Source organism: Candidatus Tumulicola sp. (genome assembly GCA_036490475.1).
GTDB lineage: Bacteria > Vulcanimicrobiota > Vulcanimicrobiia > Vulcanimicrobiales > Vulcanimicrobiaceae > Tumulicola.
The window spans coordinates 1,594,036-1,619,153 of sequence record DASXDT010000006.1; the positions used below are offsets into that span (position 1 = coordinate 1,594,036).

General features: G+C 61.0%; 27 protein-coding genes. 12 read left to right on the plus strand and 15 right to left on the minus strand.

Annotation, left to right across the window (positions count from 1 at the left end; translation table 11 throughout):
- Positions 1-38 precede the first annotated feature (38 nt).
- Genes VGF98_15080 through VGF98_15095 form a run of 4 tightly spaced genes read right to left on the minus strand, consistent with a single transcriptional unit; the run spans position 39 to position 4,736 of the window.
- A complete protein-coding gene (locus tag VGF98_15080; protein HEY1682968.1) occupies positions 39-1,769 on the minus strand; it encodes a hypothetical protein in 1,731 nt (576 codons plus the stop codon).
- Positions 1,770-1,790: 21 nt separating this feature from the next.
- Complete coding sequence (gene argS / locus VGF98_15085) at positions 1,791-3,458, minus strand: arginine--tRNA ligase (GenBank protein ID HEY1682969.1); 1,668 nt, start codon at positions 3,456-3,458, stop codon at positions 1,791-1,793.
- Positions 3,439-3,900 (minus strand): 23S rRNA (pseudouridine(1915)-N(3))-methyltransferase RlmH, encoded by a 462-nt coding sequence (locus VGF98_15090; GenBank protein HEY1682970.1) that lies wholly within the window; start codon positions 3,898-3,900, stop codon positions 3,439-3,441. Before VGF98_15090 ends, argS begins: the two co-directional genes overlap by 20 nt.
- Positions 3,897-4,736, minus strand: a complete 840-nt coding sequence (locus VGF98_15095; GenBank protein ID HEY1682971.1) for a DNA-processing protein DprA — start codon at positions 4,734-4,736, stop codon at positions 3,897-3,899. The genes VGF98_15090 and VGF98_15095 overlap by 4 nt, the downstream gene beginning before the upstream one ends.
- A gap of 406 nt (positions 4,737-5,142) precedes the next feature.
- On the opposite strand from VGF98_15095, the gene nrdR reads away from it, so the two are divergent.
- The 3 genes from nrdR to VGF98_15110 are packed head-to-tail and all read left to right on the plus strand — an operon-like array spanning position 5,143 to position 7,026.
- Positions 5,143-5,595 carry a transcriptional regulator NrdR gene (nrdR, locus tag VGF98_15100; protein ID HEY1682972.1) on the plus strand — a complete coding sequence of 151 codons (453 nt, stop codon included), beginning with the start codon at positions 5,143-5,145 and terminating at the stop codon, positions 5,593-5,595.
- On the plus strand, positions 5,585-6,055 hold the full coding sequence (gene dut / locus VGF98_15105; protein HEY1682973.1) for a dUTP diphosphatase: 471 nt from the start codon (positions 5,585-5,587) through the stop codon (positions 6,053-6,055). Before nrdR ends, dut begins: the two co-directional genes overlap by 11 nt.
- Positions 6,052-7,026: a 2-dehydropantoate 2-reductase N-terminal domain-containing protein gene (locus VGF98_15110; protein HEY1682974.1), complete on the plus strand. Its 975-nt coding sequence runs from the start codon at positions 6,052-6,054 to the stop codon at positions 7,024-7,026. The genes dut and VGF98_15110 overlap by 4 nt, the downstream gene beginning before the upstream one ends.
- 7 nt (positions 7,027-7,033) lie before the next feature.
- Here the strand turns inward: VGF98_15110 and VGF98_15115 are convergent, their stop codons facing one another.
- Positions 7,034-7,447 (minus strand): GNAT family N-acetyltransferase, encoded by a 414-nt coding sequence (locus VGF98_15115; GenBank protein ID HEY1682975.1) that lies wholly within the window; start codon positions 7,445-7,447, stop codon positions 7,034-7,036.
- A 93-nt stretch (positions 7,448-7,540) separates the two neighbouring features.
- On the opposite strand from VGF98_15115, the gene VGF98_15120 reads away from it, so the two are divergent.
- The 3 genes from VGF98_15120 (at position 7,541) to VGF98_15130 (ending at position 10,646) form a co-directional block, all read left to right on the plus strand.
- Positions 7,541-8,659 (plus strand): hypothetical protein, encoded by a 1,119-nt coding sequence (locus VGF98_15120; GenBank protein ID HEY1682976.1) that lies wholly within the window; start codon positions 7,541-7,543, stop codon positions 8,657-8,659.
- Between the two features lie 12 nt (positions 8,660-8,671).
- Positions 8,672-10,210, plus strand: coding sequence for a multicopper oxidase domain-containing protein (locus VGF98_15125; protein ID HEY1682977.1), 1,539 nt, complete (start codon positions 8,672-8,674; stop codon positions 10,208-10,210).
- A 169-nt stretch (positions 10,211-10,379) separates the two neighbouring features.
- A complete protein-coding gene (locus VGF98_15130; GenBank protein HEY1682978.1) occupies positions 10,380-10,646 on the plus strand; it encodes a hypothetical protein in 267 nt (88 codons plus the stop codon).
- On the opposite strand, the gene VGF98_15135 is transcribed toward VGF98_15130, so the two are convergent.
- Positions 10,627-11,562, minus strand: a complete 936-nt coding sequence (locus VGF98_15135; protein ID HEY1682979.1) for a hypothetical protein — start codon at positions 11,560-11,562, stop codon at positions 10,627-10,629. The genes VGF98_15130 and VGF98_15135 overlap by 20 nt on opposite strands.
- A gap of 75 nt (positions 11,563-11,637) precedes the next feature.
- Between VGF98_15135 and VGF98_15140 the strand changes: the two genes are divergently transcribed.
- The gene (locus tag VGF98_15140) at positions 11,638-11,880 is read left to right on the plus strand and encodes a hypothetical protein (protein ID HEY1682980.1); all 243 of its coding nucleotides are present in this window, start codon (positions 11,638-11,640) and stop codon (positions 11,878-11,880) included.
- 1 nt (position 11,881) lies between these two features.
- Here the strand turns inward: VGF98_15140 and VGF98_15145 are convergent, their stop codons facing one another.
- Positions 11,882-12,637: a class I SAM-dependent methyltransferase gene (locus tag VGF98_15145; protein HEY1682981.1), complete on the minus strand. Its 756-nt coding sequence runs from the start codon at positions 12,635-12,637 to the stop codon at positions 11,882-11,884.
- Positions 12,638-12,653: 16 nt separating this feature from the next.
- On the opposite strand from VGF98_15145, the gene VGF98_15150 reads away from it, so the two are divergent.
- Positions 12,654-13,199, plus strand: a complete 546-nt coding sequence (locus VGF98_15150; GenBank protein HEY1682982.1) for a mismatch-specific DNA-glycosylase — start codon at positions 12,654-12,656, stop codon at positions 13,197-13,199.
- 3 nt (positions 13,200-13,202) lie between these two features.
- Here VGF98_15150 and VGF98_15155 read toward each other — a convergent pair whose 3' ends face one another.
- Positions 13,203-14,261, minus strand: coding sequence for a hypothetical protein (locus VGF98_15155; protein HEY1682983.1), 1,059 nt, complete (start codon positions 14,259-14,261; stop codon positions 13,203-13,205).
- A gap of 449 nt (positions 14,262-14,710) precedes the next feature.
- On the opposite strand from VGF98_15155, the gene VGF98_15160 reads away from it, so the two are divergent.
- A complete protein-coding gene (locus VGF98_15160) occupies positions 14,711-14,902 on the plus strand; it encodes a hypothetical protein (protein ID HEY1682984.1) in 192 nt (63 codons plus the stop codon).
- A 40-nt stretch (positions 14,903-14,942) separates the two neighbouring features.
- Here the strand turns inward: VGF98_15160 and VGF98_15165 are convergent, their stop codons facing one another.
- The 3 genes from VGF98_15165 to VGF98_15175 all read right to left on the minus strand — a co-directional run bounded on the left by VGF98_15165 (position 14,943) and on the right by VGF98_15175 (position 17,153).
- Entirely contained in the window at positions 14,943-15,956 is a 1,014-nt protein-coding gene (locus VGF98_15165; GenBank protein ID HEY1682985.1) for a PHB depolymerase family esterase, read from the minus strand.
- 15 nt (positions 15,957-15,971) lie between these two features.
- Complete coding sequence (locus VGF98_15170) at positions 15,972-16,391, minus strand: hypothetical protein (protein HEY1682986.1); 420 nt, start codon at positions 16,389-16,391, stop codon at positions 15,972-15,974.
- A 288-nt stretch (positions 16,392-16,679) separates the two neighbouring features.
- Entirely contained in the window at positions 16,680-17,153 is a 474-nt protein-coding gene (locus VGF98_15175; GenBank protein HEY1682987.1) for an AAA family ATPase, read from the minus strand.
- 62 nt (positions 17,154-17,215) lie between these two features.
- On the opposite strand from VGF98_15175, the gene VGF98_15180 reads away from it, so the two are divergent.
- Positions 17,216-18,229, plus strand: coding sequence for a hypothetical protein (locus VGF98_15180; GenBank protein ID HEY1682988.1), 1,014 nt, complete (start codon positions 17,216-17,218; stop codon positions 18,227-18,229).
- An 80-nt stretch (positions 18,230-18,309) separates the two neighbouring features.
- Here VGF98_15180 and VGF98_15185 read toward each other — a convergent pair whose 3' ends face one another.
- Positions 18,310-19,380, minus strand: a complete 1,071-nt coding sequence (locus tag VGF98_15185) for a hypothetical protein (GenBank protein ID HEY1682989.1) — start codon at positions 19,378-19,380, stop codon at positions 18,310-18,312.
- A 303-nt stretch (positions 19,381-19,683) separates the two neighbouring features.
- Between VGF98_15185 and VGF98_15190 the strand changes: the two genes are divergently transcribed.
- Entirely contained in the window at positions 19,684-20,685 is a 1,002-nt protein-coding gene (locus VGF98_15190; protein ID HEY1682990.1) for a hypothetical protein, read from the plus strand.
- A gap of 86 nt (positions 20,686-20,771) precedes the next feature.
- Here the strand turns inward: VGF98_15190 and VGF98_15195 are convergent, their stop codons facing one another.
- From VGF98_15195 to VGF98_15205, 3 genes are read right to left on the minus strand one after another with little or no spacing between them, the layout of a single operon-like run.
- Positions 20,772-22,304 (minus strand): YifB family Mg chelatase-like AAA ATPase, encoded by a 1,533-nt coding sequence (locus tag VGF98_15195; protein ID HEY1682991.1) that lies wholly within the window; start codon positions 22,302-22,304, stop codon positions 20,772-20,774.
- 41 nt (positions 22,305-22,345) lie between these two features.
- Positions 22,346-22,822, minus strand: a complete 477-nt coding sequence (locus VGF98_15200; protein HEY1682992.1) for an SRPBCC family protein — start codon at positions 22,820-22,822, stop codon at positions 22,346-22,348.
- 12 nt (positions 22,823-22,834) lie between these two features.
- Positions 22,835-23,176: a metalloregulator ArsR/SmtB family transcription factor gene (locus VGF98_15205; GenBank protein HEY1682993.1), complete on the minus strand. Its 342-nt coding sequence runs from the start codon at positions 23,174-23,176 to the stop codon at positions 22,835-22,837.
- Positions 23,177-23,282: 106 nt separating this feature from the next.
- Between VGF98_15205 and VGF98_15210 the strand changes: the two genes are divergently transcribed.
- Positions 23,283-25,070, plus strand: a complete 1,788-nt coding sequence (locus VGF98_15210) for a sodium:solute symporter family protein (GenBank protein ID HEY1682994.1) — start codon at positions 23,283-23,285, stop codon at positions 25,068-25,070.
- The last annotated feature ends 48 nt before the right edge of the window (positions 25,071-25,118 follow it).

The following is a 25,118-nucleotide window of genomic DNA, read 5'->3' on the forward strand; positions in this document are numbered from 1 at the left end:
AGGGGTGCAGGGACTTAGTAAGAGTTAAATACGCCTTTTTAGGGAGAAAACCCGCTCACGACCGCGAGTGGGTCGAGGAATGTGACGTATCCACAGGCTCTTGCGACGCGTAGACGTTGCTCGTTGTACCAAGGCGAGCGGTCTTGCTCCGCCAGCGCAACGAGCGCTACGTTCGCAGCGCGCGCAGCGGCGCAGGGTTGTGATTCCGGCAGATCGAGCGTGCGGGCGTGCGGGGCTAAAACGTCGACGACGCCGATACGGATGCCCCAGCCGCCGGCCGACGAGGGCTGCGTGCGCGCGATCCACGCGAACAATCGCGACGCTTTGCCGTCGACCGCGTAGGTGTCGGTGTAATAATCAACCGGGTGGCGCGCCGCCAACGACGACGCGGCGACGATCGACAATGCGAATGCGACCGTGCACACGGCTACAGTTTTCGTTCGTTGCGAAAGGTACGCGCCGAGCGCGGCTAACGGACCGATGGCAAGCGCGGTGCGCGTCCCGCCGTCGTTCCAGTAAATCGCCGCCGTCGTTGCAACGCCAAAGACGCACGACAGTGCGCTCACGACGAGCGTGCCGATTGAAAAGCGCGCGATCCATGGACCGGCCGCCACGATGCCGGCCGCGATCGCCGGAACGGCGTACCGCAACGAGGTCCCGTTGGCGAGTTCTGGATGGACGTCGACAAACGCTAGCGGCATCACCAAGAAAAAAAGGCCTGCGGCGAGCGCGGAATATCCGATCGCACGACGCGGTTCGCGGTCGAGCAACGGGCCGGCAAACGCGGCCAGCAACGCCAGTGCGAAAAACGGCGAGACGGTGAAACTAACGCGCACGAGTAAGGCGAGCGCGCCGAAGCCATTGGCGAGGATCGTCGAACTCCAGGTGTTGGCGTAGGACGTTTCGGCCGGCGGCACCAGTGCACGATGCCACAGCAGGGCATCGTGCGCGAACCACAGCACCGCTGCGGCGGCGAGCGCGATCCATACGCCGCGAGCGGCTCGCGTCGTTGCAGCCGCGACGACCGCTAAGACCCAGCCGTACGGTTTGATCAACGCGGTGACGACCGCCGTGCGTGCCGCGGCCGCAGGTTCGTAGAGCATCGTCCACAACGACTCGAGAAAAAATGCGCCCAGCCACACGTCGTTCTGGAGCGAACCGGCTTGCTGCGCTACGGGAGCAGCCGTAACCGCCGCCGCGGCGACGATATCGGCTAGCAGCGGCGTCGCACCGCAGCGCTCGCGTAACCATGTGGCTAAGCGCAATCCGAGCAGTGCTAATGCGCCGAAACCGGCCCAACCAACCGCAAACGGACCGCTGACCGCGTAGAGTCCGGCGGCGAACGCTTCGCTGGCCGGCGGATACCACCAGTAGCGCCCGTCGGTGGTCCACATGCTGCCGGCATGCACCCATGCTGCCGCGTTTGGCAAGTGATATGACAGCGTGTCGCCGTCCAGCGGCGGACGCATCAGTTGTGGCCACGCAACGAAGAACACGGCGGCGGCCAGAACGTACGGAATGGGTTCTGCTACGTCGTTCGTGCGAATGCGCGGGCTTCGAACGTAGGCGATCGCGACGACGATCGCGAGCACGATCCAACACGCCGCGGGATACAACAGATGAACGAGCGCGAGCCCGATCGGAATCGCGACGCCGATAACGAGTGCATCGCGCACGCGATCGGCAATCGACGCGCGGCCATCGCGACGGAGCGCGCCGCCGGCATAGCCGATGCCGAGCAGCCAGAGCGCTGCCGCGATCGCGTTCAAGGTACCGCGACCGCGTTCAAATCACATCGATTCGGGAGCGGAGACGCCCAACAAATGTAACGCGGTCGCCAACACCGATTTCGTCGCGACGCATAATGTGAGACGCGCGCGGCGCGTCGTCGCGTCGTCGGTGAGAATCTTGCACTCGGCGTAGAACGCGTGAAAATCCGATGCAACATCGCGAGCGTAGCGCGCTAGTCGGTGGGGTGCGAGATGATCGACGACGCCTTGGACGATCGACGGGAGCTCGACCAAACGCCGAATCAACTGCAATTCGGTCGGCATCGTCAAAACGCTCAAGGTGCCGTCATCGGGCGCGCCTTGCGGGTCGTGTCCGGCGTTGCGTAGCACCGAGGCGATGCGGGCGTGACCGTATTGCACGTAATACACCGGGTTATCGTTGCTATGAGCCACCGCCAGCGAAAGATCGAAGTTGAGCGGCGACTCGGGCGACAGCATGACGAAGAAGAAGCGCGCCGCATCGTTGCCGACTTCGTCGAGCAGCGTTTCGAGCATTTCGATTTGACCGGCGCGCTTGCTCATCTTGACCGGTTGGCCGTCGCGAACGAGCGTGATTTGACCCGAGATCAACACGTCGATGCATCCCGGACGCCCGAGCGCGGTCGCTAGCGCATTAAGGCGTCCGACGTAGCCGTGATGATCCGGCCCGAGAATGTCGATCACGCGATCGGCGCGCCCAAGCTTTTCGTCGTGATACGAAACGTCGAGCGCGTAATAGGTCGGCCGCCCGTCGCTGCGCACGACCACACGATCCTTATCGTCTCCAAAATCGGTCGTGCGCACGAACACCGCACCGTCCGATTCGTAGGTGAGCCCGCGGCCCTGCAAACCGTCGATTCCGCTCTGGATCGTGCCGCGTTCGTGCAGCTCCAACTCGCTCTGCCACAGGTCGTAGCGAACGCCGAAGCGCTCGGCCAGCAATTGCTGCTGCTCGACGATCGTGTCGCGGGCGAAGCGCTGAAAATACGGCAGCCACTCATCGCGTGAGGCGGTGTCCCAGTGCGTGCCTTCGCGTTCGCGCAGCGTTTGCGCGATGTCGATCAGGTACTGGCCCGGGTAGCCCTCTTGGGGAAACGGGAATTTGGGCGTTTCGATTTGACGGTAGCGTGCGTATAACGATTCGCCCAAGAGCTGCATCTGTGCCCCGGCGTCGTTGATAATCCACTCCGTGAACACGTCGTATCCGCAGTAGCGCATGGCGCGCGCCAGGGCGTCGCCGATCGACAGCGAGCGCCCCTGTACCACGACCAACGGGCCGGTGGGATTGGCGCTTCCGAATTCCAGCGAGATGCGCCCACTGCGATCCGTACGTTGCGTGTCGCCGCCATCGCGCGCCAGCCGCGCCAACTCGGCCTGCCAGATCGTCGGCGAGAGCCGTAGATTGATGAACCCGGCGACCGCGGCGACATCGGTGAACGCGCGGGATGCCTCAGTTTCGCGAACCCGCTCCACGAGTGCCAATGCGACGTCTTGCGGCGAGCGGCGAGCGAATTTCGCCAGCGAAAACGCGACGTTGGTCGCAAAGTCGCCAAACGACGCGCGCCGCGGCGATTCAAAACTCACCACGACCGCAGGCGCATCGGGATACAGCGCGGACGCCGCAGCCGATAGCGCTTGTGCGAATCCGTCGAGCGCGTGCGTTCGCGGATCAGTGATGGTAGGGCTCATCGCGCGCGATCTTCGCCGCGCGATACAACTGTTCCAGCACCAGCATGCGCGCCCACTCGTGCAAGAACGTGAGCTGCGAGAGCGACCACGTGAAATCGGCGCGTTCGAGCAACGCCGGAGCCGCGCCGTACGTGCCCGCAATGACGAGCGTCAGGCGTTGCATTCCGTCTCGGGCGACCGCATCCAAGCGCGTCGACAGTTGCGGGCTCGAGAGTTGCATCCCGCCGCGATCGAGCAGCCAGACCGGCTCGCCCGGCCGGACGTGCTTGAGAATTCGTTCGCCTTCGTCGCGCATTGCCGACGCCGGATTGCTGCCGTCGCCGGCACGCACTTCGATTTCTTGGTAGGTGTGGTAGTGCGAGAGGCGCGAGCGCATATCGTCGCAAGCGGCGGCGACGTACGAGCTTCGAATCCGGTCGACGGCGATTAGGCGCACGATCATGGCTTGCGGGCGGTTTTACGTGCATAGACACCGGGGCCTCGCGATTCGACGAATCCGCGCAGTTCGAGCGACGTCAACGCAGCGAGTAGCGCGGGTACACCGAGGCGGACGGCCGCCGCCAGCTCGTCGATGGTGCGCGGCGATTCGCTCAGCGCCGCAGCAATCGCCCGGTCCGCCGGACCGGATGGCGCGAACGCTTCGAGGCTGGGGAGTACCGGCGGGATGCGCAGCACCTCGAGCACGTCGACGGCGCTGCGTGCCAAGATCGATCCATCGCGAATCAGCGCCAGACAACCCGCCACGTGCCGCCGGTCCACGTCGCCTGGGACGGCGAACGTGGGAATGCGTCCGCCCGCCAGCCCGGCGGTGTTGAGCGCGCCGCTCCTGGCCGGCGCCTCGATCACCACGAGCGCGTCGGCCAGCGCCGCCACCAATACGTTTCGCTCCAGAAATCGATACGGCAGCGCCGGCTCATCGGGCTCGAAGGGAGAGATGACGGCGCCGCCACCGGCTACCATGCGTTCGGCCAGGTCGCGGTTGCGAGCCGGAAAGAAGTGGTGGTGGCCGCCGCCGAGGACGCCGACGGTGGGCGCTCCAGCCTCGAGTGCGCCCTCGTGCGCCGCGGCGTCGATGCCGAGCGCCAGCCCCGAGACAACCGTGCAGCCCGCCGCCCCCAGGTCGCGGCCGAACTCACGAGCCAGCCGCTTCCCCAACGGCGTCGCCGCACGCGTCCCTACGACAGCCACGCACGGCCGCCGCAGGCATTCGAGGGTCCCGACGTACCAGCCGCCGCCGACCGATGCGTCGAGACCGCGGTCCTCTCGAACCGCCTCCATGGACTCGCGGGAGTATCGATCCGGCTCGTCCACGCCCGTCTATCCCCCGCCTCGACGCGGCGGCAAGGGTGCCCGGCTATCCAAGCGCGGGGGGAATCGCCTGGGTCCACGGGAATAGGCTGGCCCCAACGGAGGTAGACTAGTGGCAGCAGAGGCGTATTGCGTTAAATGCAAGACGAAGCGAGAGATTAAAGACGCCGTTCAGATTACGATGAAGAACGGACGTCCCGCAACCGAAGGTAAATGTACGGTATGCGGTACCAAGATGTTCAAGATCGGCGCCGCGGCCTAACAACCCGCGTACATAAGCCGCGCGAGGACCGCCAAAGGCGGTCCTTTTTGCGTTCACAACGGATAGTGACGTATACTGTGAGAACCCACTACATATGGGCCTTGGAGTGCACCGCTGACCTGTCCGACATGCCGCAAGAGCGAGACGCGCGTCGTCGATTCACGCGACGACGAAACGGTCGTCCGCCGGCGTCGAGAGTGCCTCGATCCGCGTTGCAAGCACCGTTTTACCACGTACGAACGGATGGAAGCGCCGCGCCTTTTTGTCGTAAAGAAAGACGGGCGTCGCGAGCAGTTCAGCCGCGAAAAACTGCTTGGTGGGCTGCGCAAGGCGTGCGAGAAACGGCCTATTTCTGAAAGCCAGATGGAAGTCGTGGCCGCCGCCTTGGAGCGCGAGTTGTTGGCGCGCGGCGAGAGCGAAGTTTCGTCGTCCTTCGTGGGCGAAAAGTTGATGGAAGCGCTCAAGGCGCTCGACCCGGTCGCGTACATTCGATTCGCCAGCGTCTATCGCTCGTTCCGCGATATCGAGAGCTTTCGCGAAGAACTGGCGGCGCTGCTTGCCAAATGACGCGGGCGCGACGGTGCACGTTGCGCTCAAGCGCCTTCCCGGGCTCGATGGATTACCGCTTCCAGAATACATGAGCGAACACGCCGCCGGCGCCGATTTGCGGGCCGCCGTCGACGAACCAGTCGTTCTCGCGCCCGGAGCGCGCGCGCTGGTGCCGACCGGCATTGCGATCGCGCTTCCGCCCGGATATGAAGCGCAGGTGCGCCCGCGCAGCGGTCTGGCGTTACGCAGCGGCGTGACGTGCCTCAACTCGCCCGGGACGATCGACGCCGATTATCGCGGACAAGTCTGCGTGCTGTTGGCCAATCTCGGAAGCGAGGACGTGACGATCCAGCGCGGCGATCGCATCGCCCAACTCGTCGTCGCGCCCGTTTCGCGTGCAGCGTTCGGCGCGGTCGACGAGTTGCCCGAAAGCGTGCGCGGCGCCGGAGGTTTCGGATCGACGGATCGAGCGTCGTGAAAATTTATATCGTCGGCCGCGGCGCCGTTGGCTCGTATTTCGGCGACGCGTTGGCGCGCGTCGGTCTCGATGTGGAATACGCTCCGCGTTCGATCGACGACGTCGTTCCGGTCGACGCCGACGTGGCGTTGGTAACGACCAAAGCGTACGATACCGACTCGGCCGTCGAGAGCTTGCGAAAAGCGATTCGCGATCCTGCGAAGTGCGTGTTCGTGACCCCGCAAAACGGCGTCGGCAACGAAGAAAAATTAGCGGCGGCGTTCGGCGCCGATAACGTCGTTGCGGCAGCGCTGACGACGCCGGTGGGCCGCGATCGCGACGGGCGCGTGAATACCGCCAACGAGGGCGGCGTCGCACTGGCGCCGGTCGGTTCGAAATCGTATAACTGGCTGATCGCTACGTTTTCTGAAGCCGGTTTGACGGTGAAAGTCGTCGAGGATTGGCGCGCGCTCAAGTGGAGTAAACTGGCGCTCAACGCCGTCGCCAACGCGAGTTGCGCGATCTTGAACGTGCTGCCGAATCGGTTGGTGCATTTTGAGAAGATCTTCACGCTCGAAATTCGCATGATTCGCGAGATTCGCGCCGTGATGCAAGCGATGAAACTGACGCCGGTCGACCTTCCGCGATATCCCGTTCGCGCGTTGTTCGGCGTCGCATCGTTGCCGAGTCCGGTAGCGCGCGGATTGCTGGCGCGCAGCATCGTTTCCGCGCGCGGAACCAAGCCGCCGTCGCTGTTGCTGGATCTGCGTAGCGGGCGGCCGCAAACCGAAGTCGACTTCATCAACGGTGCCGTTTCCGCTGCAGGACACGACCACAACGTGCGCACGCCGGTCAACGCGATCTATTGTCGCGTGCTCGACGATATCGCGCATACGCCGCCGTTATGGGCGAAATACCGCGAGCGACCGGAAACGCTCGAGGCCGAAGTTGTGGCCGAAATGCGTCGCGCCAAGGCGCGCGCCCGCAAGTAGTTTTTCGCTACAACTGCTTGGCGTAAAATATTTCCGGGTCGCCGGCGTCGAGATCGTCGAGACGCCCGACGCGCGCAAAACCGAGACCTTCGAGCACGCTTTGCATCGCGCCATTCGACTCATTGGTCGACGTGTGTAGGCGATGGCCGGTGTTGAGTTGTTCGACGCGCTCGATCAACGCCGACGCGACCCCGTGATGGCGATAGTCCGGCGACACGCCGAGCATCCATAGAAACGGTCGCGCGTAAAATCCGCGGTCCCACACCACGTAACCGGCGACGCCGCCGTCGATATCGGCGACGAGACATTCCTTGGTGCCCAGCGCATGGCGAATGAACGTGCTTGGATGTTCGTAGTGAAGGGCGTGCGGCAGGCTCGCCAGGAGCGGTAACTCTTCCGATTTGGCGGTGCGAAGATGCATGGCGGGCCCTGCGACGTGCTGATTCGGCTTTCCTAGGTAGAAGGAGAGGCCAACCTAAGGACGTAGTTAGGAGCACCTAAATCGGAGGTAACGGTGCGGATCTGGCTACTGGCGCTGGCCTTGGGGGCTGCGTGGTTCGTGAGTAACACTGGGCGGGGGCAGGCGCTCCCGATTTTTGCCCACCGGTACGGCTTTTCGTGCCAGCAATGCCACACCACCATTCCGCAGCTGAATGCGTTCGGTAAGTATTTCCAGAGCCACGGTTTCCGGTTGCCTGGGGGGCGCGGCGTCGTGCCGGTCGCGGTGAAAACCGAGCTGCAATACAACAGCGCCGGAGGTGGAGATAGCGACGACCCGGGCGGCGCCCCACAACCGCTGCCAAAATTCATCGTCAACGAAATCGAAGTGCTGTCGGGCGGTTCTATCGGCAACAACACGTCGTATTGGCTCGAGCAGTATCTGGTCGACGACGGCTTGCCGGGCCAGCCACGCGATATGTGGGTGAACTTCGACCAGTACGACAAGGCGCGCGATCCGATCGGGCCGACGTTTCACGCCAAGATTGGACAGTTCACGCTGCCGTTGCCGGTCGATCCCGAAACGCAACGGCCTACGCTCTCCGGCTATCTGCTCTATAGCCAGACGGTTGCGAGCAATCCGTTCAACTTTTTCGATCCCGATATCGGCGCAGATTTCTCATTCACCGACGATCGTCACGGCTTTGAAGCGCATTTCGATACCCTCGAAGCCTACACGCGCAGCAGCGGCATTCCGATATCGGGCATCGATTTGATGGGCACCGTGTCGCAAAATATCGGCCGCAATTTTACGGCGTACTTGTACCGCTATCAAGGCCAGCAACACCTCGAACCGATCGAAGATAATTTTTACCGGCAAGCGTATGGGCTCGGCTTTCAGGAAGGCAAATTCGGCGCCGTCGGGATCATTCAGAACGGCTACGACACGAGCGCCTACGGTTTCGGTAACGGCGCCCGATCCTCGGGCGGCTTTCTGCAAACGTCGTATGCGTTCAACAGCGCCGTTGCGCTCTATGCGCGGTACGACAGCGTGTACGATCCGTTCAACCTACGCGTTAATCAAGGCACGCTGTCGCTCGTTTTGCGGCCCGCCAGCCACTACCGGTTTACCCTCGAAGGCACCAAGTCGCAAGGCAACTATCAGCTCGGCACCGGGTTGATGTTTGCCTATTAAGAGATCGTCGATATGTTAAAGCGTTGGTTGGGTTGTTCGATCGCACTTGCGATCCTCGCCGGCTGTGGCGGCGGTGGCGGCGCCGGAGGAGGCGTGGTTCCGCAAACCACTTCGACCTCGGCCCCGACATCGTCCGGACCGTTGCCCGAACCTCCGCAAGTGTTTGCCAAACACGGCGTCGCAACGGTATCGCTGACGGCACAAATCGACGCGGCGACCGGCTTTCCGGAGTTCGTTTGGAAAGGCCAAAAAGGCATCATGCCGACGATCCGCGTGAAGCCCGGCGAGACGATCGTGGTCGATGTTGCCAACGAACTGCCGGCGGCCGGCGGCCGCGCCAGCGACATGAATCTGCATTTTCACGGTCTGACGGTATCTCCGAAGGCGCCGGCCGACGACGTGATCACGATGTTGGCAATGCCGGGCGGAACGCTGCATTACGTCGTTCCGGTCCCGAGCAATCAAGAGCCGGGATTGTACTGGTATCATCCGCACGTCTTCCCGCAAACCGACTACCAAGTTGGCCAGGCAGGCATGTCTGGTGCGATCGTGATCGATGGTTTGCAAGATCACTTGCCGGGGTTGGCATCGATGAAAGAGCGGCTGATCATCGTTCGCGACACCGACATCAGCGTCGCCCAGCAGAACCTGCGCGTTCGTCACAACGACGAAGACAGCAACGGCAACCCGTGCGGGCCCGATCCCGGATTGCAACCGTCCCTCAACGGCGCGGTGCGTCCGACGATCGCTATCCAGCCCGGCGAACGTCAATTTTTCCGCGTCATCAACGCGACCGGACATAAGAATCTCAAGCTCGCGGTCGACGGCGGAACGCTCGACGTGGTTGCGGTCGACGGCTACGCGCTCGACGTTAATCCCGGAACTCCGCCGACCGAAACGATGCCGAGTTTGGTCGTTCCGCCGGCTGCGCGCGCCGAGTTCGTCGTTACCGGGTCTGCAAGTGGAACGTCGGAGTTTCGCACGCTATGCTATAACTCGGGTCCAACGGGCGATCCGGATCCGATGAACGTGCTCGCCGATTTGCGATCGAAGGGAGCGGGCCAGTCGGCGCGCTTCGCGCGCTCGACCGGACCGCTTAGCGTCGGCGCGCAACTGCCGCATAACGCGTTCTCCGGGCCGATGCCGGCGTATTCGCAAGAACGAAAAGTCGTGTTGAGTGAAGACAACAACGGCATGTACATCAACGGCAAGCAGTTCAATATGGGCGATGGGCCGATGTTCACCGTGCATACCGGCACGGTCGAGAAGTGGAACGTCGTCAACGTCACCGAGGAAGTGCACGACTTCCACATCCATCAGGTGCATTTCTTGGTGGTGCAGATCAACGGAGCTACCGTACAGCATCCGATTTGGCAAGATAGCGCGGTCGTGCCGCATCGCATTCCCGGCGTCAACGGTTCGTGGAAACCCGGCTATCTCACGATGCTGGTCGATTTTCGCGATCCGATCATCGCCGGTACGTTTATGTTCCATTGCCACATCCTCGATCATGAGGACTCCGGCATGATGGCCAAGATCACTGCGATCTAGGCGAACAACAATCCGTGGCGGCTCCTACGCGGAGCCGTCACGGAACCGCGGCGGCTCCGGATTGGGGCGGGGCCGTCGCGGACCCTTATTATTTACGAGCCCGCCGCACTTTTGGCCCCTTGAGTTCTTCTTAGGATTAGCGCGGGCGCGGCGCGGGCAAAGGAGCGGAATGGCAAGCAAACATCGGTACACGGCCAAAGAGCACCGGCAAGTCGAGCACATCGAAAAGAGCGAGGAAGTTCGCGGGCATTCGGCGACCGAAGCCACAGCAATCGGTTACGCGACCGTCAACAAACGGAATCCCGACGATCACCGTTACACGGCGAAAGAAAAACGCCAAGCCGAGCACATCATCGATTCGGAAGAAAAGGCCGGTAAGTCCGAGACCGAGGCGAAAAGCATCGCCTATGCGACGGTCAACGCCCGCTCGAAATAGCGCTCCGTTTCGGGCGGTCGAAGTACCAGTCTAATACGCGTATCGCGCGTAACGTATTCCAGCGGCTGGCGCGGCCGGTTTCGGGTTCGATCGGAAATCCTAGCCGGTCCGAATGGACGCGATTCATCGGCCAACGGCTATTTTGATGGCGGCGCGCTTGCACGATTTCGATCGCTTCGCTCGCGCGCGCGTCGGGTTTTGCGCCGGCACTTCGAAGGTAATCGAGCCCGCGCAAAATATCGTAATGCCACGTCGTCGGATACGCGAAGCGCGTCCAGCGTTGGTCGATTTCTGCGCCGTCGCTCAGCCGGCGGAACATCCGCCGTTCGAGCAGATATTCTTGGCCTCTCAACCGCGCTGCGGCGACCGTTTCGTCGTGCCCCCAGCGGCGCTCGTATTCGTTCAATCCTTCGAGAACGCGAATCGTCGAGTTGAACGACGAACGCACGCTGGCCGGTGCTTCGCAGTTCCATCCGTCGGCAAGCTGTTCGCTCAACAAGCGCTCGACGATCGCGTCGCAACGCTCGCCGAAGTAGCTGCCGAAAGCCAGGATGGCGCCGTTGATGCACGCTTCGGTTTCGCCCTCGAAGTACGGCCGGCCGTCGAGCGCTTCCCAATGTAAGCTTTGCCGGACACGCGCGATCGCGTTTTGCGCTTGCGGGCTTTTCGGGTCGAGCCCCATTTCACGCAAGAGCGCCAGCGCGTCCATCGAGATCATCCATCCGTCGTCGGGCTCGGCCCAGGCGCCGTTCGGCATTTGCCGGTCGAGCAGCGCTTTGCCCCAGCCTTCGGTGGCGACGCGCGAGCGTTCGGCGGCTACGGCTTGGGCCGCCGCATCGGTTAAGTCGTTCAAGGCGTGCCAGCGAATCGCCGGATCGCCCTCTATCAACCAGCGAAGAATGCTTGCGTCACTCACCGATGACCGCTACCGCCCCGCGCGGCATCGCCCCTGCGCGAGGCCGCGGATGTCGCGGGCGCGAATTGCGAGGTTATGTTCCGTATCGTGCTCTCTCTGATCGTCGGCGTCGGCGTTGCGTACTTCAGCATCACCGCACTGTGCGGTTACGAGTTAGGGCGCCAGATCAATAAAGCAAAAGCCAACCCGCTCGTTGCGATCGGCGCGCAGATGATCGGCCGCAACGACACCGAAGCGTTCGCGATTCACAAGGCCAAGTTTCCGGCTTTCATCACCGAATCGCCGAGCTTTTGGCTGCTGCTCCGCCAATCGGAGTAAGCTAGAGTTTTCTCACTCGCCAAATTTGTTCTGCAGGCCACTTACGCGCCCACTCGAGGGGCACAAAATCCACGTACGTCGTCGCTGCGTTTTCGGGTGGTCGAAGCTCGATCAGGTCCTCGATTTCGAAAGCATTGTTTCGAAACAGCTCGATCCACTCGCCGTAGGGTAACGAGAAATTGACCGTGTCCGCGTCTTCGAAACGTCGTTGCTTGAAGTAGTTTGCGTGCAACCGGTCATCGACACGGTCGTTGGACTCGTTCCAGCAAACATTAAAAATAGGCGTTGAGGCGGAGAATGCCAGCAGCCCGTGTTGACGCAACAGACGACCGGCTTCGGGCACGGTGCGAAGCGGATCGCAGAAAGTCATGGCACCGTGGTCGCAGAAGACGATGTCGAACGATGCATCCGACAACGGAACCGCTTCCGCGCTGGAGTGAACGAGTGGAAAAGCGAGGCCGGCGTCGCGCATGTTCTTGCGAGCGTGGTCGAGCTGCCGCGCTGAAACATCGAGACCGACGGGGCGCGCGCCGAGTTTCGCAAGCGCGATCGACCAACGTGCCGCTCCGCAGCCCAATTCGAGCACATCTTTTCCTTCGACGTTTCCGAGCACGCGGAGTTGCGATTCGGGAATCGACCAACAACCCCAGGCCATCGAATTTTCGGCTAACTGGGTCGAATGCCGTGTCTCATAGTCGTCGCTCTGTTGATCCCAGCGCGCGGCATTCTTTCGTGCGTGCTCCGTCAGCGATTTCATACCCAGGGGTTAACTGATGTTGCCGGATCTCTTTCTTGGTGGCCTCGACGTCGTGTTCGTCAATCTCAATCCGGCGGTGTATTCCGTGGAACGGGGGCATTATTTCGCCCGCAAGAGCAATAAGTTTTGGCCCTGCATCTCCGCGTCGAAGCTGACGCTCGCGATGCGCATGGAGCTCGGCGTAGCTCGACTCGGCCCCGAGCACGACGTCCTCTTGCCGCGGTTCGGCATCGGCTTTACCGATCTGGTCGAACGCCCAACGCCGCGAGCCGGTGACGTGAGCCCGGCCGAATTCGTTGACGGCGCTGCCGCACTCCTCAGGAAGCTCGAACGATTTCAGCCCCGCATCGCATGCTTTCAGGGTATAACGGGCTATCGCTACGTGCACGCATCGTTCGCCGAATTGTCAGATCGACAGCCGTCTCTCGGACTACAGGCTGCGCACGTCGGACGAACGCGACTCTTCCTCGTGCCGAATCCGAGCGGTGCGAACGCTCATTATACGAGGGCGGAACAAACGCAGTGGTACGACCGTGTCAGCGACGCCCTCGCGGCAGAATAAGCGTTAGGGTGGGCTTACGACTTGGCCGTATGGGGCCTTGGGCGCGATCGACGGATCGATCGAGCGTGTCGGGTTTCCGCCCTTGGTATAGCTGAAGTAGTTCTCGCGGTTAGGACAATTCAAATTCCCGGCGACGACGACGTTTTGCTTGTCGCCCACACCGGTGACGAAGGGTTGTATCGCGACCATCCAATTGTGATAGGGATAACACGTGTCGGTAAGGTCGGTCTTGCGGACGATCCGTACTTCTCCGCCCGAAACGGTGATGCGATAGATCATCGTCGTGTAGTTGAACTGGTAGTTTTGATCGGTCGCGGTGAGATATTTTCCGTCCCATCCGACGCTGCCGGGAAATCCGACCGCTAGTCCGTTCAACGGTTTGAATTTCTTCTTGCCGGCAGGCAGTTCCAGAAAACTCGGTACACCCGAATAATCGGTGCCTTGCACGAAGAGATTTCCGGATGGGTCGTAACCGGGCGGAAACGCCCGGTACAGAGCGGGGTCTTCGTAGTTGGCTTGCTTTCCGGTCAATCCGCCGGATGCGATGACGAGACCGCCGCCGCCACTCGCGAAATTAGCGAAGTTTGCGATGGCCATGTCGCCATTTTTCGGGTTGACCGAACATCCCGTGGGAAAACCGAAATTGTCGGTCACCGTCGCGACCGGCGTGGTGCCGCCATGCGCGAATTCGTAGATCCTTCCGGTGTCATTGTCGACGACGTAAATGTTGCCGCCGCTATCGACGCACTGCCCGTACGGAAAAGTCAGACCGGTAATCTGACCGTACAGTTTGCCGGCTTTCGAACGGTAATCGTACACATCGACGGTTCCGGAGGCGCCGTCCGAAACGTACAGCAGCCATTGCTTCTTCGCATCCGGCAGCATCCAGGACGCCCTGCGGTTGAAATGGCGCACCGGCACCAGCCCCAAGCTGTTCGTCCCGGCGATTCGCTGGTCGAGCGCTGACGACGTGGCCGGCGGCGTGCCACCGGAACAGCCGCCGGCGAGAACCGCCGCGGCGAGCAAACCGAGGAAATGTCTTGCGCGGACCCTGTACGACATACGGGTGCTCCCTTCGCGAAAACCTTGCCGGGCGTGCTTTTGCCAAGGTGGTGCGGTTATCTTTCAGCGCGAATGGAACTCAAATGCCCGTTGCGTCTTGCGTCCCGGTCATTCCGAGCGTCGATATCGAGAAGAGTTTGCGCTTGTGGGTAGACGGCCGCTAAACAAAGACCATATGTGGTTTATATTGAACCGGCGAGCGGGACGCCGGACAAGCCGGCAGGTTACGAGGGCATCCGGCTGTATTGGACACCGAACGATCTGCGAGAAACTCGGGAGCGATTGAAAAGCCTAGGCTACACCGTTTCGGAACTCGACGATCGCAGCTACGGACAGACCGAGTTCTTGCTGACCGATGACACGGTTATTCGCACTGTTTCGGCATCCCGTGCGAAGAGAAAACCTAGCTACTCTGGCCCACACACGCGCGAACCGAAAGGAACGACTAGATGAACGGCAACACGGCCGGCAACATTCCCAGCTGCCCAGCTCCCGGCGCAAACGGCACCCATAACTTCCCGGCACTGCCCACGACGCTCAACTCCTACACCACCATCCTCTGCAAAAATTGCGGCGGGACGCTGGGGATTCAAGCCGGACAACCCCCGCAATTCACGCCGTGTACGGGTTCGAGTCACTAAGCTGGAGATGGCGCCCTTGGCGCGCAGTAGCACGACGAAACTACAAGAGACGATGCGACAAGAAGAATCGCACCATTTCGCGGCTTGCGTCGGGTCCGGCCGCGTCGGTATAGGAACCGGCCGGACTTCCCCCCGACCATGCATGGCCGGCGCCGTGAATATCCCACTGCTCGAGTAGGTCGCGCCCGTTCGCATCCGCGTACGTCGTTTTCGTGTAGGCGCGGCTTCCCGGAACGTGTCCGGCCTCGACGCGCTTAGCGTATTCGGGTGAATGGAGAGCCTGCGCAAAGCGGTCGCTATTGACGTTGTTGACGGTCCGGTCGCGATCTCCATGAAACACGATTGTCGGTGTCGGGACACCCTTCGCCGGTTGGGACGGTGACTTGGCGGCGCTCGGGCCACGTTTCATTACCGCAAACGCAGAGTCGACGTCCTTGGCCAAATCGTATGCGATGCCCGAATGCACGCCCACCGCTGCATAGATGTCGGGATACGTCGTTCCAAGTACCGCTGCCGCCGCGGCGCCGGCCGATAACCCGGCGACGTAGACGCGTTGAGAATCGATCGCATAGCCGGACATGACTTGTCGCGTAATGCCGGCGACGATCGACGGCTCACCGAAGTCGCGGGTTTGTTGGGTGCGCAAAAACCAGTTCCAGCATTTCCGCGGATTCGCCGACGCCGGTTGTTCGGGATACGCAACGAGGAAGTTGAATTCTTCCGCGAGTTCGTTCATGCGCGTTCCGGTTGCAAAGTCGCCTGCAGATTGCGTACAACCATGAAGCATGACGATCAGCGGGCGCGGTTGCCCGTCGTAGCGGTTTGGCACGTAGAGTTTGTACGATCGAGCGCCAAAGCTGTTGTTAAAGGTTTTCGTTAGGAATTGACCGCGCGTTACGCCGATCAATGCACCTTGAACGACCGTCGCCTGGGCGGCAACGGGCGCGCCGGCGACGGTCAGTGACGCTTGCAGTAGGGCCGTCGCTTCCGTGAGGTTTCCCGCGCGCGTAAGTTTCGTCGCGGCAACGATGTCGCGATACTGTGGTGTTTTCAAAATATGGCTTTCCGGTTATGAGGAGAGGCGGTCGGACAACGCGGATTTGACGGCCGCGCTGGCTTGCAGTGCACCGAGAACCGACACCGATGCGATTGTGGAGCGTGCGAGCTCGGCGCTAACGTCGTTTGCGATGCGAGCGAGACCGATCACCCGAATGTTTACTTTGTGGCCCGAGCGCTGTAGATCTTCGAGAAACTCCCGGCTGTAGTCGTGCAGTCCCAGGTCGAAGTTCTTCCGCGCTACCGACTTTTCTAACGCTTCGCGGTGTTTATCGAGATGATTGCGAATTGCCGTGCGGATGAAATCGGTGCGATTCGCGTAGAAGCCGTCCGACACAATCAAATCGATCTGCCCAAGGTCGACGTACCCGAGGTTGATCGTGATTTTTTCCGAATCGCCGGCTCTGGCAGGCCTCTTCTCCGCAATAACCATCCACACAGATGGTACACGGATGGCCACATTTAGTCAACCCCGGCGTCGCGAAGCGGCTATTATGAGAAGGCTGCTGTTATGAACGGTAAGCGCTCGTGCCGCTCGGAGGCCTAGCGCGCGCCTCGAGGTTGCAGCGCGTCATGTACCCGTCATCTCGACGATTGTCAATGGCGTCGTAATCCGCTGACACGGCGATTCTTCGAACGCGCCGAACCGGAGCGTTTCGTGCCATCCTCCGAGCGTGCGGATGTCGCTCTGCTGTCGGCTGAGTTTTAGCTCGAACGGGGGCTAGGAGGCGACAAGTTCTTCGAGACGACGGAGGACTTCGGCGAGGGGTTGAGACGCGTCGATCTCCGTCGTTGCGCCGGCTCGCAGTAACGGCTCGACGATCGCGAGATCGTACAAGATACGCGCGCGCTCATCCGCGGTCTTACCATACGGGTTGTTGGTGCGGGTGGCGATTCTCTGGAGTAGGACTTCGGCACGCGCGCTGAGCAGGACGATGTGATCGAATAGCGGGTAAAAGGTTCCTTGATTCGATTTGCAACCGGCTACGAATAAATTGCCGTGCGTGTGCGCAACCAGTAGGTCGTTCATCGCGTCCTCTCGCCAGATCCAGTCGCGCTCGCCGTTCGGCAACGTTATCCAACGACTCCAACGATCGTCGTCGGTATCTACGGCGTCATAACCGCGTTCTGCGAGAGCGTGTAGCGCGCTGGACTTACCAGTGCCCGACATTCCGGTAATGAGGACTTTCGCCATGGATAACGCTTCTAGGCGGCTCGGCGTAGGGCTCTTTCGGTTCTACGTGAAGGGAGTGTGTGATGAATACGACTGGCTTTCTACGATGCGCCGGTGCTGCGATCGCATTGGCGCTCTGTTCGGGCTGCGCGAGCGGACCCGGTGCGGCGCCGTCAAACGCCAACTCTGCTAACAAATACGGCGCGAAAACGTTGATCGTCAATGGTCGCGCCATAACTGCAGAGCGACTCAACCTGGGCGGCTTGCCGCTATACCCGGCGACCGTTTTCGACGCGACTGCGAAGTCGAAATCGAAGTACTTCGACTACATCATCAACCTATATGGCACGTACGCCAGCATCTTCGATTATCCGAAGAGCACCAAACAGATCGGCACGATAACCAATGTCGGTGGCCAGGGTTGCACGAACGTGCTGTATGGCTACGGTAAGAAGAAGTTCTGGATCGTCGCCGGATCCGACCAGATCACGGAGTACGAGGTCCCGCAGAAACCCCTCAGGACCCTGTCCACTCCCGACGGCAGCATGCCGTCCAGCTGCGCGATGGACAGCGACGGCAATCTTGCGGTGGGAGACCTGCATAACGGTGACGTCATAATCTACCCACACGCAAAGGGTTCCGGAAACGCTATCCCCTCGCCGTTGTTCGCAGAATACTTCGACGGTTACGACGATAAGGGAAACCTCTTTTTTGATGGGTTCGATATAAACACGAACGTCCTGTTCGAAGAGCTTCCAAAGGGAAGCAGTACGGTGCGGCCGATCTCGACGAGCAACACCATACGGTTTCCCGGTTCGGTGCAATGGGACGGAAAATACTTGACGGTTTTCGATCAGGGAACGAACGATTTCTATCAGTACAATGTGAAAGGCACCGAGGCCACGCTCAAGCATACGGTAGCACTCTCAGGTTCCAGCGACTGCGCCCAGACCTGGATCGCGACGGGCGTCGTGTATTGCGGCGACGCGGGTAACGACAACGGGGAAGTGTTCAAGTACCCGGCCGGCGGATCGCCGGTGGCGGTTCTTACCGGGAACTTCGACGAACCGCTCGGCACGGTGGCTGTCGAGAAATAATTCTCTACACAAAGAGCACCGGCTTATGCGCGCCGGTGCTCTCGTGACGATCGGAAATCGATCGGCATGCTGCCGATTAGCTACTGCTCGAGTACGTGCAGCGTATCATCCGCGGTGGAGGTGTAGTAGAGCACGGTGTCGCTGTCGCTCGTTCCGTAAGCGGCAAGACCGAAGACGTGCGCGGTCTTACTCGTATCGAGCGTTTTGGTGGCCAATACCTTACCGTTCGGCGTTATTTCCACCAACGTATTTCCGCCCTTCGTATTCGCTAGAATAAGATTGCCGTTCGGCAGCAGGGCAGACGCTACGGGTGCGTTGAGCGGAGAGCCGCTGTAGACCAGCGTCGCGCACGTATCCGTCGGATGCTTGCACGTGAATTTCTTTCCGCCGGGCTGAACCGCGATCTCGTCTTTGTCGAGTAAGTTGCTGGCATTCGAGATGGAAACGAGCGTGTTGTCGGCTCCATCTACCACGTACAACGTGTCGTTGCAAAGGGGTCCGTTTCGCGTCGCATTGTATTGCAGGCCGGACGGCCCTAAGGTTGTCCAACCCGAACCATTTTTGCCAAAACCGGAGACCACTTCGGTCGAGGTGGTCTTTCCGCCACTGACCGAAATGAACGACAACTTAACGAGCGCGCCGGTCTTGGAATCGGACACATAAATATCTTCAGGCGCGTACGGCAAACCGCAGAATGCATCTGCATCGGCAAATGGAGCCTCGAGGTGTGATTTTAAGCTCTTCTCGAGGTTACCGGATTGGTCGAACTGCCCGACCGAACCGCTGGTCATTCCGCTGCCGTACACTTGGTTGGCCTCGGTGATGGCGTCGCCGTCGCATCCGTTGATCTTCGTGTTCTGCGTAAACGTGGCAGGCTTCGCATTCTGATGAGGATCGAGGACCTCGATCGTCGAGCCTTTGCCTGCTGCGCCGGCGGAGTTTTCGAAGTTACAAACGAGCAGCTGCCCCGCCTTTAGGCCGAAGGTCGAGCGAACCCGCACGACCGCGCGCGGGCCTTTGTCGCCGTTCTTAGGATCGACAGTCGAACCGATCACGACGTCCTTCGTAAGTTTCTTCAAGATCGACGTCGTGTCGACGGCTGCGGGCGCCGCTTGAAAGACGGGACTCGTTCCCGTTGCTCCGGTTGGCACCGCGGTATTCCCCCCGCACGCCGAGGTCGCAAAAAGCGTTCCCGCGACTAACACAATCGCGCGACCGTTCAAAGATGGCATCCTAAAATCTCGCTCCCTTGCAGTGATGATAATTTTGGGTTCGAAGCGCCTCGTCCGTCGCCTGCACGAAACGCTTGATTTGACGCCACGACCAAGCGTTTAGCAATGCAGCCGAGTGCAAGGTCGTTGGCGCGTACCCGATAAAGTAGCTCCTTCTACGAGCGGCTTCGACCCGCCCGTTTCTGCTTACAAGGGAGTTACTTGATGAATCCGACCGGGTTAATGAAATTCGCCGGTGCTGTCGTTGCACTTTCGCTAGCTTCGGCGTGCGCCGGTGGCTCGGTGGTCGCGCCGGCGAGCACCACGCCGAACGGCTCGTACATCGGCAAGACGTTGTTCGTGCAGGGGAGACCGGTGACTGCGGCCCGCCTGAATCTGAACCCGATGCCGCATTACACGACGAACGTTCCCGATACAGATGCGAAGAGGTCGAAGGACTTCGAGTACACGATCAGCTTTTACGGCACGTACGCAAGCATCTTTGACTATCCGAAGAGCGTCAACCAAATCGGTACCATTAACAATGTCGGCGGTCAAGGATGCACGAACGTCCTGTACGGCTACGGTAAGAAGACGTTCTGGATCATGGCGGCATATAACCAGATCACGGAGTACTCGGTTCCGAAGAAGCAGATCGCGAACCTCGAAGTCTCGTCCCACACGATGCCATCGAGTTGCGCGCTCAATAAGTCCGGAGATCTCGCGGTCGGCATCTTGGACGGAACGAACTCCGGCGGGGTCTACATTTGGAAGGAAGCGAAAGGCGATCCCACGATCTACACCTCGCCGCTCTCGGAAGAGTATTTCGACGGCTACGACAACAAGGGAAATCTCTTTTTCGACGGCTTTACCAAAGAAGGTTACTTCCAGCTCGAGGAGCTCCCGCAGGGTAGCCAAACCGTCCAAACGATCACGACCAGCAACACGGTGCAGTTTCCGGGTTCCGTGCAGTGGGACGGCAAGTATCTAACGGTGTTCGATCAAATCGCGAACGACATGTACCTATACACGGTCAAAGGCACGCAGGCGACGCTAAAGAAAACCATCGCATTCCAGGGCTCGAGCGACTGTGCGCAGACGTGGATCGCTACGGGCGTTGTGTATTGTGGAGACGCGGGGAACAATAACGGCGAAGTGTTCAAGTATCCAGAGGGAGGTTCGCCGATTGCCGTCTTCGTGGGTGACTTCGTCGAGCCGCTCGGCACGGTTGCAGCAGCAAAATAACTCGATTCCCCCTTCGACGTAGGGATGGCGCAAACAAAGAGCACCGGTGTACGCCGGTGCTCTTTTCTTTGACGTACATTCGCGGCTTACGCCGCGGCTCCGAGCCGCTCGAGGCTTCGATACTGCACGGCTTCGGCGACGTGCTCGGCGGCGATGCCGGCGCTTCCAGTGAGGTCGGCGATCGTTCGCGCGACGCGGGCGATTCGATCCAGAGCACGAGCTGAAAACTGCCGCCGGGCGCTGGCTAACGCCAGCAGACGCATCGCGGGTTCGTCGAGCGAGCAATAGCGACGTGTTGCGTTCGCTGGAATCTCCGCGTTACAAGAAAGTGCCGCGCCGTCGAAGCGGCGCCGCTGCCGCTCGCGCGCCGACAGAACGCGAGCGCGAATCGCGTCGGAATGCTCGCCACCGTCGTAGCGCACCATATCGTCGAACGGCACCCGCGCGATTTCGATTTGAATGTCGATGCGATCGAGGAGTGGGCCGGAAAGCTTTCCGACATACTTGGCGACGGCCGCATCGTCGCAGCGACACTCGGAATTGCGCGCACCGCGATAACCGCACGGACACGGATTCATCGATGCGACCAGTTGAAAGCGCGCCGGGTATGCAAACGTGCCGGCCGCGCGTGCGATCGTTACCACACCTTCCTCGATCGGCTGGCGCATCACCTCGATCGCGCTGCGCGAAAACTCCGGCAGCTCGTCGAGAAACAGCACGCCGTGATGCGCGAGCGATATCTCGCCGGGTTTGGCGAGCGCTCCGCCGCCGACCAACGCCGTTTGCGAAATCGTATGGTGCGGATACCGAAACGGTCGCGAACGAACGATGCCGGTGTCGCGCAGCAGTCCGGCGACGCTGTAGATTTTCGTGACGTCGAGTGCCTGCGCGTTGTTCATCGGCGGTAAGATCGAAGGCAACCGGCGCGCGAGCATCGTTTTGCCGCAGCCGGGCGGCCCGACGAGCAAGACGTTGTGACCCCCGGCAGCCGCGACCTCCAGTGCGCGCTTGGCCGCGAGTTGGCCGCGCACGTCGTAGAAATCGCCTTCGCGCGGCGCCTTCTCGGCCGATTCGTCACCCGGCGGGCGCGTCCGGCGCCACTTCGATCCGTTTCCAGCAATGACCGCGACCGCATCGAGCAATCGTTCCACTGCATAGATGTGTATGCCGTCGACCATCAGCGCTTCGGCGGCATTTGCAGCCGGAACGATGAGCTTGCGAAACCCGGCCGCTCGCGCGCCCAATACCATCGGCAAGATGCCGTTGACGCTTTGCAACGATCCGTCGAGCGCGAGTTCGCCTAGCGCAACGACGGTTCGCAATGCGTTGCGATCGACTTGTTCGTCGATGCCGATCAGCGCGAGCGCGATCGCGAGATCGAAGGCCGGCCCGGCTTTACGTACGTCGGCCGGAGAGAGATTGACGAGCAACCGTCCCGCCGGAAAAGATAGGCCAGAGTTGAAGATCGCCGCTCGCACGCGGTCGCCGGCTTCGCGCAGCGCGCGGTCGGGCAAGCCGATGATCGCGAATGCGGGCGTGCCGGCCGAGCTGTCGGCCTCGACGCGCACGACGTAGCCCTCGATACCGAGCATCGCCGCCGAGAAGGCCAACGAAAGCATTGCATCGTGCTTTCTGCGCGCGCCGGTTCGTTTGACAAGAGCTAGTGTTGCGTTGCGACGGCCTCGTCGAGCCGGTCGTAGCTCATCGACATGCCGTCGGTCATTCCCGACTGAAGTGCGCCGTCGCGATGTTCCTTGGATTCGAACCGAATCGTGATGGAGAACGCGGTGCCGCTGCCATTCTCTACGAACACAGTGGTCACGTGCGCGCTGCCCGGAACGCCGTCCATCCTCTCGATGATGACGATGCGCTCGGGCGCTGCAATCTCTCGAAACTCGCCGCTCACGCCAAACTCTTTGCCGCTTGCATCGTTACGCCAGACATAGCGGTAACGGCCCCCGACGCGCAGATCGATATCGCATTCCGGCATGCCCCAACCGGGCGGCCCCAATAACCACTTCTGAACGTATTGGCATTTGGTGTGGTACGCGAAGACGAGGTCGCGTGGTGCGTCAAAGTTCCGCGTGACGCGAATCTCTAGATCGTTGGGCGTTGTGACGACGACGGAAGAAGGCATGCTCTACTCCTCTTATCGTTTGCGGGCTTGTAACTCGCCGGCGAGCAGCGCGTCCAGCCGTTCATAATTGGCTTCCCACAGTTGTTGCAAATGTTCGATCCAGCTTTCGGCATCTGCGATCGCCCGGGTGTCCACGCTCGCGGGGCGCCGTTGCGCCTCGCGGCTGCGTCGGATTAACCTTGCGCGTTCCAGAATTTTCAGATGTCGCGAAATTGCCGGCTGGCTGATCGTGAACGACTCTTTCAATTCGTTCACGCCCGCCGCCCCGCGAGCGAGACGCTCCAAGATGGTGCGGCGCGTGCTGTCCGAGAGGGCGAAGAAGACGGCATCGAGCCGGTCGGCCGTGGCTTGCATAATGTATTCCTTATATAACCGATACCGTATATAAAGTCAAGAACGTACGTTTCGAGCTACGGCCTGCCGGGCGGAATGAACCACCGGGCGTTGGAATCCGCGCGGGATGCATCTGACGCCGCTCGATTGGACGATCATCATTGTCTCGCTCGGCGTCACGTTTCTGCCGGCCATTCTGCTGGCTCGCCGGGCCGGCCGCAACATCACCGAATTCTTTGCAGCGGGCCGGCAGGCGCCGTGGTGGCTGATCGGCATCTCGCTGGTTGCGACAACATTTTCGACCGACACTCCCAACCTGGTTACCAACTTGGTGCGCGACGGCGGCGTCGCGGAAAATTGGGTGTGGTGGTCGTTCTTGTTGACCGGCCTGGCGACGGTCTTTTTTTACGCGCGCTTGTGGCGGCGCAGCGGCGTGCTGACCGACCTCGAATTTTACGAGTTGCGCTATTCGGGGAAGGCTGCATCGTTCGTACGCGGCTTCCGCGCGATCTACCTCGGCTTGTTCTTTAACTGCGTCATTATCGCGACCGTCAACTTAGCCGCCGTGAAAATTGCCGTTATCTTGTTCGGCTGGCCGCGGTTCGAAACGTTGCTGCTGTTAGCCGCGGTTCCGATCGTCTTCGCAGCGACCGCCGGTTTATGGGGCGTGATGGTCACCGACCTGATCCAGTTCGTCATCACGATTACGGCGGCGTTCGCAGCGGCGTACTTTGCGATTCACGCGCCCGGCGTCGGCGGTTTGCACGGGCTCATCGCGCACGTCAACGCCACGCATCCGAGCATGCTCGCGCTCGTGCCGAACTTCTCGGATTGGCCGACGGCGCTTGCGATTTTCGTCATCCCGCTCACCGTGCAATGGTGGTCGGTGTGGTACCCCGGTTCGGAACCCGGCGGTGGAAGTTACGTCGCTCAGCGCATGCTGGCGGCTCGCACCGAATCCGACGCCGCATTCGGAACGCTAACGTTCGCGGCCATGCACTACGCGCTGCGCCCGTGGCCGTGGATCGTCGTCGCGCTCGCATCGACCATCGTGTATCCGTCGCTGCACGATATCGCGGTGCGCTTTCCGAACGTACCGGCAAACCTGATCGGCAACGACATCGCGTATCCCGCGATGCTGGTGTTTCTACCGGCCGGCTTTGCCGGGTTTATGGTCGCCGGTTTGTTCGCCGCGTATCGCTCGACGATCGAAACGCATCTCAACTGGGGAACGTCGTACCTGGTGCACGATTTCTTTCAGCGCTTCGTGCGGCCCGGCGCCACCCAACGCGAACTGGTATTGACCGGACGTCTCGTTACCGTGGGACTGATGGCGGCGGGCGTCGTGTTTTCGTTGTTCTTAGATAACGCGAAGAGCGCGTTCGATCTGTTATTGTCGATCGGTGCCGGCACCGGTTTGATCTACTTGCTGCGTTGGTTTTGGTGGCGCATCAACGCGTGGAGCGAAGTGAGCGCTATGGCCTCGTCGTTCGCAATTTCGCTGGGATTTTTCGTGGCCGGAAAATACGGCCGTCACGTCCCCGACACGTCGATTCTCCTGTGGACCGTCGGCGTCACCACGGTCGTGTGGCTGGCGGTAACGTTCCTCACCGCACCGGTGCCGGCGGCCACGCTGGCGGCCTTTTACGCCAAGGTACGCCCCGGCGGCCCGGGTTGGCGGGTGGTGCGGCAAGCGTCCGGATTACCGCCCTCGCCGGACTCGCCGGCGCATGCGCTGATAGGCTGGGTTTTCGGTCTGGCGGCCATCTACGGAGCGCTGTTCGCGACCGGTGAATTCATCTACGGCCGGGTGCTTCCGGGCGTCATTTGGACGGTCGTTGCCGTATCCGCGACCACCGGGCTGTTTTGGGCCGGCGGACGCCTCTGGACGTCCAAAACGCCCAATTCCGGCTAAACTCTCCACAGATTGCACAAGTAAGTGTCGCACATTGTGGACAACGAA